12 protein-coding genes are annotated in these 18950 nt (G+C 36.0%); 8 read left to right on the plus strand and 4 right to left on the minus strand.

Features of this window, described 5'->3' with window-relative positions:
- Nucleotides 1–110 precede the first annotated feature (110 nt).
- The 4 genes from hsdR (at nucleotide 111) to R2B72_RS11785 (ending at nucleotide 5735) form a co-directional block, all read left to right on the plus strand.
- Nucleotides 111–2549 (plus strand): EcoAI/FtnUII family type I restriction enzme subunit R, encoded by a 2439-nt coding sequence (hsdR, locus tag R2B72_RS11770; RefSeq protein WP_318616761.1) that lies wholly within the window; start codon nucleotides 111–113, stop codon nucleotides 2547–2549.
- Nucleotides 2549–4000 (plus strand): class I SAM-dependent DNA methyltransferase, encoded by a 1452-nt coding sequence (locus R2B72_RS11775; protein WP_318616763.1) that lies wholly within the window; start codon nucleotides 2549–2551, stop codon nucleotides 3998–4000. The genes hsdR and R2B72_RS11775 overlap by 1 nt, the downstream gene beginning before the upstream one ends.
- The gene (locus tag R2B72_RS11780; RefSeq protein WP_318616764.1) at nucleotides 4000–5427 is read left to right on the plus strand and encodes a restriction endonuclease subunit S; all 1428 of its coding nucleotides are present in this window, start codon (nucleotides 4000–4002) and stop codon (nucleotides 5425–5427) included. Before R2B72_RS11775 ends, R2B72_RS11780 begins: the two co-directional genes overlap by 1 nt.
- A gap of 140 nt (nucleotides 5428–5567) precedes the next feature.
- Nucleotides 5568–5735: a hypothetical protein gene (locus tag R2B72_RS11785; protein WP_318616765.1), complete on the plus strand. Its 168-nt coding sequence runs from the start codon at nucleotides 5568–5570 to the stop codon at nucleotides 5733–5735.
- 192 nt (nucleotides 5736–5927) lie between these two features.
- Here the strand turns inward: R2B72_RS11785 and R2B72_RS11790 are convergent, their stop codons facing one another.
- Together R2B72_RS11790 and R2B72_RS11795 are read right to left on the minus strand one after the other, a co-directional pair.
- Complete coding sequence (locus R2B72_RS11790) at nucleotides 5928–6776, minus strand: RES family NAD+ phosphorylase (RefSeq protein WP_318616766.1); 849 nt, start codon at nucleotides 6774–6776, stop codon at nucleotides 5928–5930.
- 164 nt (nucleotides 6777–6940) lie between these two features.
- On the minus strand, nucleotides 6941–8149 hold the full coding sequence (locus tag R2B72_RS11795) for a DUF3800 domain-containing protein (RefSeq protein WP_318616767.1): 1209 nt from the start codon (nucleotides 8147–8149) through the stop codon (nucleotides 6941–6943).
- Nucleotides 8150–8531: 382 nt separating this feature from the next.
- Between R2B72_RS11795 and R2B72_RS11800 the strand changes: the two genes are divergently transcribed.
- From R2B72_RS11800 to R2B72_RS11815, 4 genes are all read left to right on the plus strand, one after another.
- Nucleotides 8532–10499 carry a hypothetical protein gene (locus tag R2B72_RS11800; protein WP_318616768.1) on the plus strand — a complete coding sequence of 656 codons (1968 nt, stop codon included), beginning with the start codon at nucleotides 8532–8534 and terminating at the stop codon, nucleotides 10497–10499.
- A 1049-nt stretch (nucleotides 10500–11548) separates the two neighbouring features.
- Nucleotides 11549–13696, plus strand: a complete 2148-nt coding sequence (locus R2B72_RS11805) for a DEAD/DEAH box helicase (protein ID WP_318616769.1) — start codon at nucleotides 11549–11551, stop codon at nucleotides 13694–13696.
- Nucleotides 13693–14400, plus strand: a complete 708-nt coding sequence (locus R2B72_RS11810) for a DUF2290 domain-containing protein (RefSeq protein WP_318616770.1) — start codon at nucleotides 13693–13695, stop codon at nucleotides 14398–14400. The genes R2B72_RS11805 and R2B72_RS11810 overlap by 4 nt, the downstream gene beginning before the upstream one ends.
- Nucleotides 14401–14752: 352 nt before the next feature.
- Nucleotides 14753–16390: an ATP-binding protein gene (locus R2B72_RS11815; RefSeq protein ID WP_318616771.1), complete on the plus strand. Its 1638-nt coding sequence runs from the start codon at nucleotides 14753–14755 to the stop codon at nucleotides 16388–16390.
- Nucleotides 16391–16496: 106 nt separating this feature from the next.
- Here the strand turns inward: R2B72_RS11815 and R2B72_RS11820 are convergent, their stop codons facing one another.
- Together R2B72_RS11820 and R2B72_RS11825 are read right to left on the minus strand one after the other, a co-directional pair.
- Nucleotides 16497–16928: a hypothetical protein gene (locus R2B72_RS11820; RefSeq protein ID WP_318616773.1), complete on the minus strand. Its 432-nt coding sequence runs from the start codon at nucleotides 16926–16928 to the stop codon at nucleotides 16497–16499.
- 337 nt (nucleotides 16929–17265) lie between these two features.
- Nucleotides 17266–17733, minus strand: a complete 468-nt coding sequence (locus R2B72_RS11825; protein ID WP_318616774.1) for a hypothetical protein — start codon at nucleotides 17731–17733, stop codon at nucleotides 17266–17268.
- Nucleotides 17734–18950 lie beyond the last annotated feature (1217 nt).

Here is an 18950-nt window from a genome sequence, read left to right on the forward strand (position 1 = left end):
TGAAAGACAAACTATCAAAGGGGTCTCAGTGTTATGGAATTTTAATGAAATGTAAAGTGCTTATTAATTTGGTACAATATATCTATATGAATTTCTGAGGAGGTGCACTGATGGGTTATTCCGAAACAGATACAAGAAGTAAACTAATTGACCCCAAGATGAAGGATGCTGGGTGGAATGAATCTCAGATTCAAAGAGAATACAAAGTAACGGATGGCAGAATTACATTTGATGGGAAAAAGGGTGTTAGGGGTGCTCCAGGTTTTGCTGATTACCTATTAAGATATAAATCATCTATACGCTTAGCTGTAGTAGAGGCTAAACGAGAAGGATTAAGTCATTTGGAAGGGCTAAAGCAGGCTAAGGGATACGCTGAAAAGCTTGGTCTTCGATTTGCATACACAACCAATGGTCACGAAATTGAGTTTATAGATTTAAAAAACAACATACAAAAATCTGTCGATTCTTTTCACTCACCAGAAGAACTATGGGCAATGTATCGTGATGAACTGCACATAGAAGAAACAGACTACCTTAAGGCACTTCTTCAAGATTATTATGAAGAAACGGGTATCGGTCAAAAAAGAAACCCACGTTATTATCAAGAAAAAGCAGTAACAAATATAATTGAATCTGTTGTAGCAGGACAAAAGAAAGTGCTCGTCAATATGGCAACAGGCACTGGGAAGACCTTTACCTCTGTTCAAACCATTTATAGATTGCGCGAAAGTAACGTTGTTAATAGAGTTCTTTTTATTGTTGACCGGAATATTTTAGCCGACCAAGCGTTTAAAGAGTTCGATTTGATTTTTGAAAAAGATGCTTGCTGGCGGTTAAAACCATCAGAAGATAGCTTTAAAAAAGGACGTAGTATCTATTTTGGTATTTATCAATCTTTAGTTGGTGGTGGAGACGAGGATGAAAATGGTAATCCAATCGGAAAAAGAGAGGACCGTTTTAAAGAATTTCCACCGGATTTCTTTGACCTTATAGTTATAGATGAATGTCACCGTGGAGGAGCAAATCAAGATGGTAACTGGTTTCGCCTATTGAAATATTTTGATTCAGCTATCCAAGTAGGACTTACAGCAACTCCAAAAAGAGATGATTCTGTAGATACCTACAATTATTTTGGCGAGCCAGTAATGACATATAGCCTAAAAGAGGGTATAAATGATGGTTTTTTAGCGCCTTATGTAATAAAACGTGTACGTTCAGACATTGATACTTTTGGTTTTCAACCCCAAGGAGTTATTTTTGATAAACACGGAAATGAAATCACTGAAAAGAACTTCGAAATGAAGGATTTTGAACGTAAACTATCGTTCCCAGAGCGAACAAGATTCTATGCTAAGCACCTAGTAAATCACTTATTTAGAACTGATGTTTTTGGAAAAACAATTGTTTTTTGTGTAGACCAACGGCACGCCCTTGATATGGCTAAGTTTATTAATGTAGCTTATAAAGAACTTGCAGCAAAAAAAGGGCTTGAAGACCTTCCTGAATATGCTTTGCGAATTACAAGTAATGATAAAGCCCCCAATGGGCGTTATTTAGATTTGGAGCGTTTTCAAGATTTGGAAACCCCACTTCCAGTCGTTGTAACTACAAGTAAGCTCTTAAGCACAGGAATAGACATAAAAAATATAAAAAACATCGTTATCTTCACTCAAATTGGTTCCATTACTGAATTTAAACAAATTATTGGTCGTGGAACCCGGATTTATGAAACTAGTAATAAACAAACAGAAAAACTCGGCTTTACAATTTTAGAATATGGTAATACATCGACAAGTAATTTCTATGACCCTAATTTTGATGGCGAACCGGAACATGTAGATGATAACGATGAAAATGATGAAAAGAATAAGCCTGAAGATAACAAAGACGATGACTTAGATGCAAGTGGGGAAGATGATGAAAATATAGCAAAACGTATTCGCTATCGTTTATCCGACGATTTCATGAGAGACCAGGTTAAGTCATCATTAGAAGTAGTTAATTTGCTGGATGATGATGGGGAAACCCTTTCGCCATCTGAATTTATCCAATACCAATCTGGTAAAATTAAAAAAATGTACCCAGATGCAATAACATTTAAAAAGGCTTGGGAAAATCCAAAATCTCGCCTCCAAATTTTCAAAAAGGTTGAGGAAACAGGCATACAAGTAGATACACTAGCCGAGCTGTTTTGTATTGAACATAATCGATATGATATTGATTTATTTGACATTCTTTTGAATCTAGCTTTTGATTGTCAATTTAAATCTAAATCAGACCGTATAAAAGAATTTAAAAAGAATCATAAGACGTTCTTTTCTCAATACAAGGAACAAGCCTTAGAGGTTCTTGAAGCAATACTAGATATTTATGAAGAAGAGGAGTACAAGCCCTTGAAAATACATTCTGAAACATTCAAAACAAATAAGTTTCAAGAACTAAATATTAGCTCGATGAGCGATGCGCAGGAAGTATTCGATTCTAAAGAAGCTATGATATCGGCGTTTAAGTATGTTCAAATGCATTTATATGAGGGAGTAGTAATTTAATGTCAAGGTCTATATTAGATAACATAATCAAGAGATGTACGGATACACTTAGAACAGATGATGGTATTTCAGGTTCAATGCATTATACGGAAACATTGAGCTGGATACTTTTTTTAAAGTTTTTATATGATAAAGAAAGTGAATCTGCATTAAATGCTGAGGCAAGTTTTCAAGAATATAATTACACTATTGATGAGAAATATCATTGGGATAAATGGGCTAAAAATAAGGACCTTACTGGCTCTTCTTTAATAGAATTCATTAATGATGACTTGATTCCTTATTTAGCCGGTTTAAAAGGTGTAAATAAAGCAGACCGACGAGATGTTATATCTGCAATCTTCAGTGAAGTGACAAACAGGGTTCAATCGGGGTATTTACTAAAAGATGTTTTATTGGAAGTTGACCAAATTAAATTTAATAGTTCAGATGATATTCACACACTTTCATTCCTATATGAATCCTTATTGCAAAAAATGGGAGATGATGGGGGGAACTCCGGAGAATTTTACACCCCACGCCCAGTAGTTCGATTTATCGTAGAGTGTGTAGAACCTAAAATCGGGAATACAATTTTAGACCCAGCAAGTGGTTCTTGTGGATTTTTGGCGGAAACTTACGAATACTTAAAAGAGAAAGCAGGAACATCTTCACAAATTAAAATTTTATCTGAGGAAACATTTTTCGGGAATGAAAAAACATCATTAGCTTATTTGCTTGGTCTGATGAATATGTTGCTTCATGGTGTAGATTATCCTCAAATTGCAAAAACAAATACGTTAAGCAAAAACATTCGCCAAATAGAGGAGTCAGAAAAGTATGACGTTATCTTGTCCAATCCTCCATTCGGAGGAAAAGAACAAATGATTGTACAGCAAAACTTCCCAATTGAAGCAACAGCAACAGAGTTACTATTTCTTCAATACATTATGAAAACATTGAAGTTTGATGGTAAGGCTGCTGTTGTTGTTCCGGAAGGAGTTCTGTTTCGTACAAATGACGCCTATAAACAAGTGAAAACCGAGCTATTAGAGATATTTAATGTTCATAGTATAGTTAGTCTGCCTTCTGGTGTGTTTTTACCTTATTCCGGGGTTAAAACATCCATTATATTTTTCGATAAAACAAAAAAAACCGAAGATGTTTGGTTTTATGAAATTCCCTTGATTAAGGAGAAAAAGTTGACAAAAAATGCTGGGATATCATCTGAACACTTTATTCATGCTTCAGACCTGTTTGAAAAAAGAGCTTTATCAGAACACAGTTGGCTTGTTCCTGTAGAAGAAATTCTAAAGAATGATACGAATTTATCAGCCAGTAGATATAACCCTTATGAGGAAGAAGAAGAAAAGCTACTGGAACCAGAAGAGTATGCTACGGAAATATCTAGGTTACTTGAGAAGTCGCTCGAACTTATCACACCATTTATGAAAAGTGGTGGAAGTAGGTAATGGCTACTAAGCAAACTATCTTAGAAAAAGTTATTATTTCTAGTAATGATGCTCCTTTTGAAGTTCCTGTTAATTGGGTTTGGTGTGAATTAGGGGGAATCTCCAATTTTATTGATTATCGTGGAAAGACTCCTACTAAAACCGATGAAGGAATTAAACTTATAACTGCTAAAAACGTGAAAAACAACCAATTGAATGGCGAACCAGAAGAATTTATTGCAGAAGAGGACTATGAAAAGTGGATGACCAGGGGTATACCAAAATTCGGCGACATTTTATTTACAACCGAAGGACCATTAGGTAATGTTGCACAGTTAAATATTGAAGGTAAGGTTGCCTTGGCACAAAGAATCGTAACTATCCAGACTAAAATGAATAAGGAATTCTTAAAATATGTACTTTTAAGCAAATCTATACAGAAGGTTATTAATTCCTTCGCCACGGGCACGACAGTTAAGGGGATAAAAGCTAGTAATTTGAAGAAAATACCGATACCAATTCCTCCAATTAAAGAGCAAAAAAGAATTGTAGATTCACTTGATTTTTCGTTTTGCAGGATTAGTGAAGTTTCAGGCTATTTATTTAAAGCAAAGAAATTCCTTGAAGAACGGCATGAAGCTCTATTAAAAATAGCCTTTCGTGGTGAGTTAGTTAATCAGGATGATTCTATTACAAATAACTTTGGTTTATTAAATTTTATTCAAGAAGAATTAATGAAAGAAAAAAAGAAAAAAATTGAAATTAATCCTATTGCAGCTGAAGAACAACCGTATGATATCCCAGAAAGTTGGGTTTATTTGCGTATAGGGGATATCATAAAAATAACAGGTGGCAGTCAACCTACTAAAAGTATTTTTAAGTATAAATATGAGGAAGGCTATACTAGGCTAGTCCAAATTAGGGATTTTAAAAGTAACGATTACTTAACCTATGTTCCTAATGAGTATGCAAATAGACCATTTAAAGAAGACGATGTAATGATTGGGCGATATGGACCGCCGGTATTTCAAATTTTGCGAGGTTTGTCTGGTACTTACAACGTTGCTCTTATGAAGGCTGAAGTCAATCCTAATATCATGACGAACGATTATCTATATTACTTACTACAGGAACCAAGAATACAAAAAGCTGTAATAAAAGACTCCGCTCGTTCATCTGGTCAAACTGGAATAAGAAGAGAGTTATTGGAGTCCATTGTAATATCAATACCTCCTATTGAAGAACAAAAAAAGATAGTAGAAAGATTAGATATTGAGTTCGAAAAGGAAAAAGAAATCAAATTTAATATAGAACAGTTAGAGATGCAATTAAAGAAAATGCAGGAAAGTATTCTTCAAAAATCCATCCGAGGTGAACTAGTGGAACAAAGAATAGAAGAAGGGATGGGATTAGACTTATTGAAAGAGATGATTGAAAAAAACTTGTAGTAAAGAAATGATAATCGATAGGAGACCTCATGGGTCTTTATTCTTTGTGTTTAGTTAGTTATATTGTCCAAAAGGTTATTGCGACATCTTGAATGGAGGATGTAAAAGTGGCTAAAGTTCCCTTCTGAGGGGGGCTTTTAATGGTTCTGAGCAAGTTAGACAGTGGGGAAAAATCGCTGCTGTCCTTTTCTATATTACAAATAGATAAGGAACTGCATCTTGCGAGCATGGTAGCCACGTTAGGCATAAGCCAAACCTTGTTGCGGTTGGTTCATGGCATGATAATCATGCTCGCGAAGGCTCCATAAAAAGTTGCTACATTATGTCTTCTTCTATTGTACAACTCTATATTTTTTATGCAGAGTACAACGTTTTTTCTTCTGTTCTAGCTTGTCTCCACTTTATAAGTAGAATATAAAATCTGCAAAAATGAACCGTATAAGCCGAAGGGATAAATATTATCCCTGGAACAGGAAACTTTTACCATGTGGAACTTATTCTCAAATATAATCAGATGTCTTAATATGTTCCATTGAATTCGTAGCTACTAATACATCTTCAGTATCAAATAAGACTAAATTTGTTCCATTTTTATGCACTGTACTTTTAAAGATAATACCGGCATATCCTTGCTCACTAATATAATGAGCTAGTGCATGGAAGGGGGCATACTCATACTTTTTAACTTCCTGGATATAAGTTTCAATTGGCTTAAATATTTGGTCTGATGAAACCATATTGAAATAAATATTTGAAAGTATCGTAGATATTACTTGTAATTCGGACTCTTTACCTTTCCCTTGTGAAATTTGCTTTCTTATATAATTGTATAATTCTTTTTCAGACTGTGGAATGTTGCTATCACCACAGAAATTAATAACTGTCTTATTTTCACCCAATTCGGAAACTTGGAATTCACAAATTGTGATTATGGAATCTTTAGGGGACCTAGTTTCTTTTATAATGGTTCTGATTATATGACTTTTCACAGTTTTTTTGCCTCTACCTTTATTTTCTCCAAGTACGCCCAAATATATATATGTTTTTCCCGGTGGATTCATTCGGTTGTTTCCGGTAGCATATTTCAGGGTTGGAACCATTCTTCCGTAATCATCTAGTAGAACCTCTTCCCTGACACCCCTGTATAGCGGAGTAATATTTTTTAGTGGGATTTCAAAATTTTTTAAAGACTCTTTAAGAACATTGTCAAATCTATTGAAAAACATGTAGTCTTTTACTAACTTCTCAAGTTCCGTATAATTAACTTTCCCATGATATAAGTCTTCTTTAACATTCATCCATTGCTCAGTAATCAAATTCACATTAAATCCATATCCATCGATTTCCATATAATTACCTCCTGGTTTTTATGGCTATTACTAGAGTGAGACGCCCCCGAAAAAAAGGAGCGTGCCTTATGAATTGGTCGAAAATATTAAATTCATTTAGGTACGATTGAGAAATTATTGTAGTGTAACTTTTATCTATCGTCAGAGTATAAAGTTTAGGTCCATCACTCAAATACATGTATTGTCGCCATGTCATTTTTCGCATCGGTGAAGGCAGTTGAGATATCATCAACAGAATGGTGGAATACTTCTACATCCAACAACTCATAGATAAAGTCAGCAAATTCATCTTTAGCATTTCTAATGTCTTGTTGTTGATTTTGTACATTTAGCTTTCTGTTTAGTGCTCCTGCATATAAATCTGCTATTTGAATCATCCTTGAAGTAGCGGAATCTACAGATTGAAGATAATTTAGTGTAAGTTTACTTTCATAGTGAATTTTAAATGAATCGGTTAGAGATTGTTCGATTTCTTTAATTCTTAATGAGCTTTCTCCAGCTTCCGAATCTTTGAAATAAACTACTTGCTGCGGAAAGGAAATTCTATTTGTACTAATTTCATGTTCTATACCTAATCGTACATGTTGATAAAACAAGTCATTAATGATTTCATCAATGGGCTTGTTTAGCATCGAACTTTTTACTGAAATAGCTTTAAAACTTGCCATTTCAGAGTTCTGAATAAAGAACTCGAAAAAGTCTTTATATACAGCTAGGTCCCTTCCGTTGTTTCGTATTTTTGAGAAGTGAAACTCTTTTGGGCAGGTGGTGTCTTGTTCCATCCTTTCACGGACCCACTTTATAAGCTTAGAGTGATGATTGTTATTGTGTTCTTCTTTCAAAACCCAAACGCCACCGACAATTACATAATCATCATTTTTTCCGGTTTCATCGACATAGATAGAAATAATTGGAGCAGGTGGGGTGTTGCTTAGTTGTATCTCTTTTTGAATTTCCTCTTCATTTTTTCGATAACGTCGAACTTTTTCATTTGCCCTAAATAACTTATATTCATTTTGTATTTTTGCCCTACTTCTAGCTATTGACGTTAATCTTTCTATTTCGAATAATTTATTTAGCGTAATTTGATTGCCTGTAATACCATCATAGATTTGCCAATACTTTATTTGCAGTGCAATATCCGAATTTCTTGTATCAGGATACCTATTCAAAATGGAGGCTACTCTGGTTATTAAATGTTTATCATTACCGTTTTGTACATCTGTCCATAGTGCTTGAGCTTTCTCTTGTCTTTGTTTCTCAAGTTCCTCGTCATCAAATTCTAAGCTTTCATTTAGGTCCAGACTGCCTTCAATCTCACTAATTAGTTCTTGTTCAATCTCATCTAAAATAGCATTCTCTCTTACCAGCAAAGATATCACTCTCCAATCGAATTTTAGTTTTAGGAATAAGTAAATTTGGTTTAAAAAACGTCAATGGTATTAGTAGTGATAATGGGATGTAGTACATACATGTTATATTAATCATATCATACGGATGTCGGAAAATACTGTATATTAAACTCGTTAGGTGTTAAACGAAGAATATCCTGGTTTGATGATTACTTGTAACTGTACAATAAATATATAGCTATCATTGAAAGAGATTACTCAGGAGATTTACTACAAATACATATGGATTCTTTATATGCTTCGGGGACAGGTCTATGAATGATTGAATGGCTTATGAAACTTTTAATCTTCTAGATGCGTAGAATAAGATAACAAAATAAATGGGAAGGAAGTGAGGATAAAAATGAAGCAACGTGTTGTTATTTTTTTTACTGTGTTTATGGCTTTAATATTTCCCCTGTTAACTAAGCAGCTGCTTTTATTGATTAATAAATTTGGCTCGACATTATTGCCTGAAAAGGGACAGCACTTATTCGCATATTTTACGATGGACAAGTCTACTTATTTAACTTTTATGTCCATAGAAGCAACGGTACTTGTGGCATTTACGATTTACTGGATGCAGAAACGTAATGAACAGCTTAAGGAAAAAGAATTAAAGGAGAAAGCCAAAAAAATATTATTTTCAACGCTAGTTGCTGCCCTTAAGCAAGTACACAGGCTCTCAAGACTAGATTTATATGAAATACAGGAGTACCGATTTATCCGTATTTCTGAAAGACATTTTGAATCGATAACCGAAATAGATGGTTTGTCGGATGAGGAGATACTATACTTAAATAATCTGCTAAAAGAATTGCAATACCTAGTTGAGGAAGAGAAAGAAGTGGCAGTTTATGAAATAAGGCAACAAATTAATCGATTGATTCATTATATTATGATTCCACATTACGTACAGTACAGACATATAGTAGCTGAGCCAAAAGATGCTTTTGAGATGATGGATGAACAGTTGCTCAAGATTTTGCGAAAGTTTAATTATGCTCAGGAAAGTGAAAGTAAATCCATTTATTCCTCCAATGAGGGTCAGGTGATTATTAAATGTGACGCAAATCATCAGTGCGTTGTATATGATAAATTAGCTGAAAAAATCAGTGATGCTAAAATTGATAACAAAGGGATTTACATGGGTTGGGCAAAGCAATATGATGAAGAGAAATTATTGTATGAAGGTGAATGGAAGGACTACAAGAAGCATGGTCAAGGAAAAGAATATATAGATGACTCTGGGGAATATTATTATACTTCAAAAGATGGTATTTGGAAAAACGGAGAATTATGGGATGGTAAGATTTATGATGTATTAGTATCTAGTGATGGTGAACTAATAGATGAATCAATCATTCAAATAGATAAGCGATTTCTCGATGAAAGAGCCACCCGTATTAAAGACTTCTCGCAATACGGTTTAACCAACTTTGTCGTTAAGGCAGGAATAATGGAATTAGATACCACAGAGCCTATTCGAGAAGTCAAGGCATCATATGAAGATAAATATGGGGAAGTTGAATGGTATACACATTATTCTCTAGATGACAATGCCGAAGAATTGCCGGATATTACAGTAGTGTTCAATAATATGGAGAACTTACTATTTACTCCTGATATTGATGTACAGTTGCTGCCATTACCAACAGAAGTACATCCCGATGAAATCCCATCAAATCTTCGAAAGTACATCGAGGATGGAGAAATAGAAAGATATAACGTGCAATTACCAGAGGCTATTGCCCAAGTTGAAGCATTTAACCAAGATGTTACCCGATTTGAGTACGCACAAGCATATGGGGTTGAATTAGACCTTTTAGTTATGAATCAAGGAATGTGTAAAGCGAATGATATCCAGATTGATTTAACCTTCCCAGAGGGCTTAATTGTTTTGGAAGGAGAGAAGGAAAGCTTAGATTATCCCGATATTCCAGATGTAGTAGAGGGTCCATTAGAAAAAGCGCAGAAACGAATGTGGGGTATGGATAAATCACTTGCAGCAATGGGGGTAATGGGATTTCTTTCATCAAAACCTTTAAAATTCAATGCCGGTTTATTATCATCGATGGGTCCGGCTAATCGTAATTATTGGACTGATTTAAATGAAGATGAGCTTAGCATCCACTGCGCAGAGCTGCTACATACCACGCAACGTACTTTTAATGGGAAGTATCTATTAGTTCCAACGAGAGAGGGAATATTTGAGGTGCAGGGTTCTGCAATCTGCGAGGAGTATTCATCGAGGAAGGAATTTGCTTTGAAAATTGTTGTAAATGGTGGAGGCTTGGATGTTACTGAAAAGGAATTGAATGGCGAAGGATAGATTTAATCTAATCTTGGGTGACTGTAACTATTTTCGTGCCCAGGTACCGAAAATAGTTATGAAGTAATTTCGATATTGGCGCATAAAGAGCGCTCCTAGAATAAAGAAAACCGAACACAACGATAAAAGAAACGACTATCAAACAAGTTAATGATGATAAAGACGCTGCAACGACTGAAGTGAAGAGAACGAGCGCTTAACGAAAAAAATTTAAGATGCAAAAAAGTCATTTAAGGACGAGTATAAGAGCTGGCGAGAGCGTTACGAATATAACTGTAGGTTGAATTTAGTAGGCTTCGTGGAGAATCAGTCTCTGCGGGGCTATTTTATTTCCACATTTACTCCGAGGGCTTTATCCTGACAAACTGGTTTTACAGCTTTCCAGTCATTCTACACGTCCCAACGTATCTCAGCGAGTGAAAAAAGCTTCATGATTAGTTCGAAAAAGTAATCGATATCGAATTTTTTAACTGTCTATTTACTTTTGATGTACTGATAAACTGGCTAATCAGTTTGTAAGTAAGCTGCATTGATGTTTTGTTCCATATTAGTTGCCGATACAATGACTGATTACCGTCATGAGATGGTACAACAACTGACATAGTTTTTACTGGTGATTGCCATGAAATTTAGCACACATACCAGCTGGAGATAAGACGCGGTTTCAGTAAGGACCATAAAGTGCAATACGCTGGATGACAACTTAACCTGGAGCCTTTACGGGCATGTGTGCAAGCCAGGAAGCCGGCAACACACATTGGCTTACCTCGCCAAGGCTTATCATGCCCGCATCCGCATCTTCATGTAAAGTAGTTTGTAAGGGGAAGAATCGGCAGCCTCCTACAGTCATTGTGTATCCTTAACTCTCGCACGCGGGTATCGATAATATAAAACTATGAGGAAGTAAATACCCGTCGTATCCTGGTGAAGAATGGATTGCCTGATAATTAACCCTTCTTAATTATATGGTAACATTTCCAGTAAAGATTACTTCATGTATACTGTGTCTAATGCTATTTAGAAAATGATTATGTATAGGGGGTTATTGAATGAGTGGCATAAAGAAACATATTTTATCACAGAGTTATTATGATGATACGGCATCACAGTCGTTGGTGAATATCCTTGAGAACCAAGTACCGCATTTAGAAAAAGCAGTCGTATATTATCAATTCCCAATGCTGAGTGAATTGGACGAAGACCTAATGTTTCCAAGTTTAATGGTAATAAGTCCAAACCATGGGGTTTTTTTATTTAAGACTGATTCGATTAATAGAGAACGAGATAATGAATTGGAGGGACTTAGCGAAGACCTCATTAGGATAGAAGAGTTAATATTTGCGAAGCTTATTAAAAGTCAAAATAAAAAGCTGAAGCATGGTAGAAGGGATTTATCATTTAATTTAAGTTCTGCATTATTCTTACCTAACTATACAGATGAAACAGAGGATTCTGAGGTGGAAATAATTAAAACACCACAGGAGTTGATTTCTTTTTTTAGTGGGAATGAGCAGGTGTTGGAAGAAGAAGTTATTGAAGAGATTTTTGCCATATTAGATAGTTCTTCAGCAATTATTAAACCTAAAGAAAGAAAGGTTACAAAAGAAGATAATACTTCAAAAGCGTATATATTAAAAAAGTTAGAGGAAGATATTGCTGTATTCGACAATCAGCAAAAGTATGCAGCACTTTCTCAATTGGAAGGTCCGCAACGTATTCGTGGACTTGCAGGTTCAGGTAAAACTATTATATTGTGTATGAAAGCGGCGATATTACACCTCAGATACCCGGAGAAAAAAATACTTTATACTTTTATGACGAAGAGTTTGAGCGATTATATTGAATTGCTTATCACTCGTTTTTACAAAGTATTAGGAGATGGACAATTACCGGATTTTAAAAATAGTATCCTGATTATGCATGCTTGGGGAGGACAGAGAATTAGGGGGGTATATTACGATACTTGCAGAAGAAATAATGTCTCCCCTGTCACTTTCAAAAATGCAGCTGCTGCTGCAGGGAGTAAAAATGCATTTGACTATATATGTAAGAATCTATTGGAACAAACAAGTGGTAACTTGGAAGAAGTATATGACTACGTACTAATAGATGAAGCACAAGATTTCAAGGCTTCATTTTACCAAATATGTAGGGCGATAGTGAAGAATGATTGCATAGTCTGGGGGTATGATGACCTTCAAAATATTTTCGATGTTACGTTACAGAATACAATGACTACATTTAAAAATGATTATGGTGCTGAGGGGATAGATTTAGTTTCCTTACAGAGAAGGTATCCGGACATGGATAATGATATAGTTTTGCCAAGAAGCTACAGGAATCCTAAAGAAATTCTTGTAACTGCACATGCATTAGGATTTGGTATCTATAACGATATACTCATACAGTCATTAGAAAACAACGAGCACTGGGAAGACCTCGGTTATGAAGTTATAGAGGGAGAGATAGTTCCTGATACGTATGTTGAAATAGAAAGACCGCTAAATAACAGTCCGTTATCCATATCAGCGTATTGTGAGCCCGCTGATATAATTAAAGTATTTTCTGCAGAAAGTTTTGATAAGGAAATTGGATGGGTTACGGATTCGATTGAGAAGGCAATTAATGAAGAAGGCTTAAGAGCAGACGATATTATTGTTATTTCAATTGACGATAAATATTGTAAATCCTATTTCAAAAGTATAAGTGAACTATTGTATGAAAAAGGGATATTTACAAATAATTTATCCCTAGGTTTTAATGAACAAGGATTCATAGAGGATGAGAAAGTAACCTTAACAACTGTTTACAAAGCTAAAGGGCATGAAGCTGCAATGGTTTTTGTCGTTGGTTGTGATGTCTTTGAACACTCGAAAAATGAAAGAAGTATGCGTAATAAAATATTCACAGCTTTCACTCGGGCTAAAGCATGGCTTAGAGTTAGCGGAATAAGTATTAATAATCATTCTATTGTAGCTGAAATTGGGAAGGTAATTGAAAATGATTTCAAGCTCAAGTTCACTCACAAAGAATCTCATGTAATACAGAGGGACTTAGATGATGAACATATTAAAAAAGCGAATCTAAGGGATACAATGCAAAGAACTTATACTGAATTACTGTCGGATGGATATTCGATGGATGAAATTGAAATTGAGATGAAAAAGATGTTCAGGAGTGGAAGTGATGAATCTTGAATGTAGCAGTAATTAATGATTCGCTCAGGGTTGCAAAGAAAATACTCAAAGAAGTTGAACTTTATGCTGACTACAATAAAACAAGAGAGCAGACACTTACGAGTGATAAATTCTCTGAGGAGTTTTTTCGGATTTCTCAAAAAGATGATTACGAAGAAATATACAGAGTAGCGATGAAGAATATGGACTTCGATTATGTCTTGCTGGACGATTCAATTTTTCAATTCTCATGTAGGCTAGTGGATGGGAGAGTAGAAAGAGGCACTATTCGTTATGCCTTTTATGAAAGTCCAAGGAAAATAATTACTTACGAAGAGTTTTTATTACAAAATGACCTATTCATTGATGAAGATGATGGAGCATTTATTGATTATTACGAACAAGAGAAGTCGGAGGCAGCATTGAAAAATACAGTAACGCCTATAAGATATGATTACGATTATGGGCTTTTCCAACCGATTCATCATCCGATTTCTCATATGCATATTGGACATAATAATCAAGTCAGGATACCCATTAATAAAATTATTTCTCCTGCCAAATTTGTAGTTTTTGTTTTAAGGAATGTATATCCTAAGTTGTGGAAGGAAGCGTTTTATAGAGAACAGTTTAAAAGCTTATGTTTAGCAGCGAAAAATTCCTGTAGTGATTTGGATTTTAATCACTTTAATGAAGAGGAAAAGAGACTACTATTTTTGTCTTAGTGTCAATTGGGTTTGCTTTATCCGTTCGTATCAACTTATCCGTCACTAGATGTTCAATACTCTATAATAAATGGCTCATATGATAATTTGTAAAAGCACCTTCCCTTTATGGTATAGGGAGAGTGCTTTCGCATAATTTCCAGTAAAACAATATATTCGGACTTTAATATCCTTGCATTATTAGCCACTACTGTACAACCACTCGTCGGCTCCAACTTATCCTCGTACTACAGTCCAAGCTCAATCTCTCCTTCACCGCATCCAGTAATACTGATTAATTACTATATAGACCTATCCAATTCTGATACCCTATTGATTGACATACTATGCAATAGAAGTGGAGGGAAAACGAATGAACAAGACAATAAGAAACTATACTCCCAAGGTAAATGACATCAAGGAAATGTTTGAGGTATCCTGTAACTTCTCAAAACCGCTTGAAGTTGTCAGGGAAGCTATTTCTAATGCCTATGATGCAGGAGCAACTAATTTACACATCACCGCCTTTAGGAATGAAGCAGGAAAGCTCGTTCTGAAGTTTATCGATGATGGCTTCGGTATGGGTTTGGAAACGCTTATAAGGAACTTCTGGGGATTAGGGTACAGTGATAAAGGAGAAGGCTCAACAGAAACCATTGGTTATAAGAGCCACGGTACAATGATTTATCTACGTTCTGAACAAATTATCATGGATACATACCATACAACTGGTTCCTATCGCTCGCAGGCAAGCCATCCGCTATCAGAGCTGTCTCAAGGCAATATGTTCGAATTCTCTGCCGAAGAGCTGGAAAACCCTTCGGGGAAAAGGGGGACGGAAATCACTTTGATTGGTTTCAACCAAAACGTTTCCGAGGATTTCTCCCATGACAAAATGAAAGACTATATTTACTGGTTCACAAAGACAGGGACATTTGAGAAAGAGCTTGGCTATCAGCCGCGGAACTTTACCGTTTATCTTAAAGGGATTCGCGATGAAGTGCCAGCCATGCCTACCCTATTTGAGATGGAGTATGAGGCTTGCCCAATCGGTCATCATTTTCCAGAACCGACTCCTTACTTAATGGAAGTAGTCAGAGAGAAACGGTTGAATTTCTTCAAGCATGCGGTTCAAAAATGGACAGGGAAAAGAACAGTTAGTATCCATGATGAAGAACAGAATGAAATAGAGGTGGAGTACGAGTATGTGATTTACTTCGAAGGGGATGAGGTCAAGAAAGCCTACAACCCTTGTATCAAGCGGAATGGGAAGAACAGGAGCGCTTATACTTATCGTGTTGCGGATAGATATGGTGTTTACCTTTCTAAAGACTACATCCCACTTCAGAACGTCAATGAGTGGCTACCACGGGTCGGGGAAGGGGGACCTTCAGCTAGCCAGGTACTTCATGGTTTTATCAATTGCCAAGCCATCCAACTAACCTCTGACAGGAGTTCAATGGCTTCCACTACCCCTTTGCTCGCTAACGAGCTGCGCAAATCGATATATCTATTGTTTAAAGAAATAGATAGGGACCTGAAAAACGGCATTTATGCAATCAAAAAAAATCTCACCGAGATACTTAAGGAAATGGATAAAGAGAAGAATAAAAAGGGAAAGAACAAAGAAACAGAGCCTACACAAGGTGCTCCGAGCAATGAAGGAACAGGCAAAGGAGATAGTGAACGTTTTTCCACGAGTGGAATTCAAAATGGTCCAGAAGAGCCGGCAAATGGTGAAAATAGAGGGGGAGCTCAAGGCGGAGGAAGCAGCCAACCAGGCGTGAATAAACAGCCTGGACCCGGCGGTTATCGGCAACCTTATTACCAGCAAGATATTGATGCGATGTCTACTTATGTACAAGGGATTTTGGAACTCACCAGGCGGTTTGAAGCTCGCTTTGGACATCTCACCGACCAGGCGTACTTGGACAGCATGAATAAGAAGGATAAGGAACTGTATAATAATTTTTATGCTGCAATACGACGCGTCAGCAATAAGATGTTATAAAGAATGAGAATGAAGAAAAACCACCCGTTTTGGGTGGTTTACATTGATAACGTTGCTGTCGGAGGCACTTATTTTCAGCGTATCAACGGAATTTGTCTTACCAAAGTTATTCGCATGTGCACTCATCATGATTCACCTTAATATCACGAATTATCTCCCCGTTTTCGCACTCAAGTATGCCATGAAAGTCCATAGCATAATATATAAAATCTAGGCTGAAATATAATTCTGGGTACATTTTAGAAGCTTCAACGATGAAACCGTGGCAAGCACATCCAATAGTAGCAAAGTCCACGATTATGGCGCAATCTTCAACTCGAATTAGATTAATTAATCCGAAGTCTTTAAAGGTTCCATAGTTTTGTATTCTCCAATTGCCCTCTGTAATATTCATTAGTTCTAGTTCTTGTTGTGAAGGAACAGGCAAAACATTAGTAAAATTTATTAAATCTTCTCCTATAAATAGTAGCGAAGCGAGTTCTTTTATAGTTTGTTGTTTTCCTTTAATGATAAGATATTGACAGGTGATATTTGGCATTTTCGTTTCCTCCAATAATATTATTAATTGTTATGTATGTATGTATGTATGTATGTATGTATGTCATCAAAATAAGACGAGTTCTTTGATGGAGTCTAAATCGTTGTAAAATCTCTCGACATCGCCCCTTTCTAGCTCCATCCCTACATAATACATTGCCCAGTTGTATGGTTCTCAACACCACCGTGAAACGATGACTCTCCTCGCCACAATAAGTGCATGTCTCATAGTCTGGATTTGTATTTTTACACAACTTTGTATTCTTCATTGCCTTGTAAATAATTGATTTCCATTGTTGTTTTCTCCTCTTTGTTTTGTAGATGTTTGCATACTGGAATTATCCATTAAAAGCTGTGTGAAAACGCTTGTCAACAGCGTTTAAAAAGGTATTGTAATCGGATGTAGTGCCTTCTATAAGTAAATACTTTTTATCCAATAAAATTTGATACGCCTTTAGTTCGTCTCCGCATCGTTCCACAACAAAACTCCTCTCGATGATTTGGTGTTCCTCATGGATATCAAGAAATATCCCGATGACACTATCATCATATTCTTCGTTTATATTGATACCTTTTAAGAGCTTAGCCCAGTGTACTGATTTATCATGATGCCCGTTTGCATTATGGCAATCAGCACGGTAAATGGATTTCCTCTCCCTAAATGCATATAATTCTTGTCGCTTTAGCGCATTTCTTCTGTTCTTCTCTATTGAGAGCCCTTCTTTTACAAAATCTATTTGCCCGTCTGTCATCCGGGGCAGTACTTTGGACAGGCTACATAATAGCTCTTTCACGTTAAGTGTCATGGATGTGTCCTCCTTGTTTGATATGCCCATACTGTAACAAATCAAAAATCGTTTGTTATCAAAACTTCGATTTATTTTTCCAAAAGGAAAATAAATTTCTATGAAGAAAACTTTTCTTGGATTTTCCGCAAAAAAGAGTTTTTATTTGATAAGATAACTGGTGGCTTACTTTCTGGGAAGTAAGAAAAGAGGAAAGCAAGAAGGACAGGGAGTTGTAAGAAGGGGGAAAACCAGCGCGGTCGTAAAGGCTTTTCTGGGCTATTCGTTAACAGTCTTCTTGCTCAAGAATAGCCATATTGGTTGTGGAAATTGTATCATCAAGTTGGAGGGAGCAGTAGATGCAAATGATTATGTCTCCTTATACAAAGTCCGACAATGTATATACATAATAAAGATGATGTCTAATCTAATGTATTTATTTTCATTTCACAAGGGGAAATTTGAAGTGGAACAGGGAATTGAAGGACATGTAATTGGGGAAATATATGGAGATTATCTACGGGTATGTCTGGAGTAAGAAATGAATAAATGAATGTGTGAAGATTTGTCAGAATGACCTAGTGGAGACTTCTTTTTAAATGAAATGTGGTAGAGTAAGTAAGACTTAGTGTGGGAACACCCAGTCAGCACAACATTCATATCGAATGTTGTGCTCTTGACCGGTTAGAAGAATGTTTAACTCAAAGAGTAATCACCCTGTAAACTTAGTCGGTAGCGAAGGGGGATTACTTTTTTTTTGCGAGCGTAGCATTGGCTGTTGGCACGGGTTAAGAAAAAAATCCGGATGGGGAAAGTTTATTTATGGTACGGAAAAACGATTAAACTACACTTCATCGTCCAATGCTACAGCGGCTACTGCTGTGGCAGCGAGGATTGCTCTTTACACCAATAGAAAAAAGGTAACCCTCCTCCGCTAACTGACAAGTAAGCAGGATGGTTACCTTTTTTGCGCCTATGTTTACAACAGGTCAACCACTCTTTCAGCGGTATGTACGTTGCATCGACCGAACGCTCCCACGCACTTGGTCTTTTCAGTACATGTGTATATATTATCACATTTATACGGAACACATACATAATTGATTGGTAAGGTGTTGTTTCTATTTCAACTAACTGGATAGTAAGTTTCCAAGATAATTAAATTTTTTTGAACATGATATTCCTTGTATATACATGATATATATATTGGCATTACACATTCTATACAATGTATAGGA

The organism is Sporosarcina sp. YIM B06819 (genome assembly GCF_033485175.1).
Taxonomy (GTDB): Bacteria; Bacillota; Bacilli; order Bacillales_A; family Planococcaceae; genus Sporosarcina.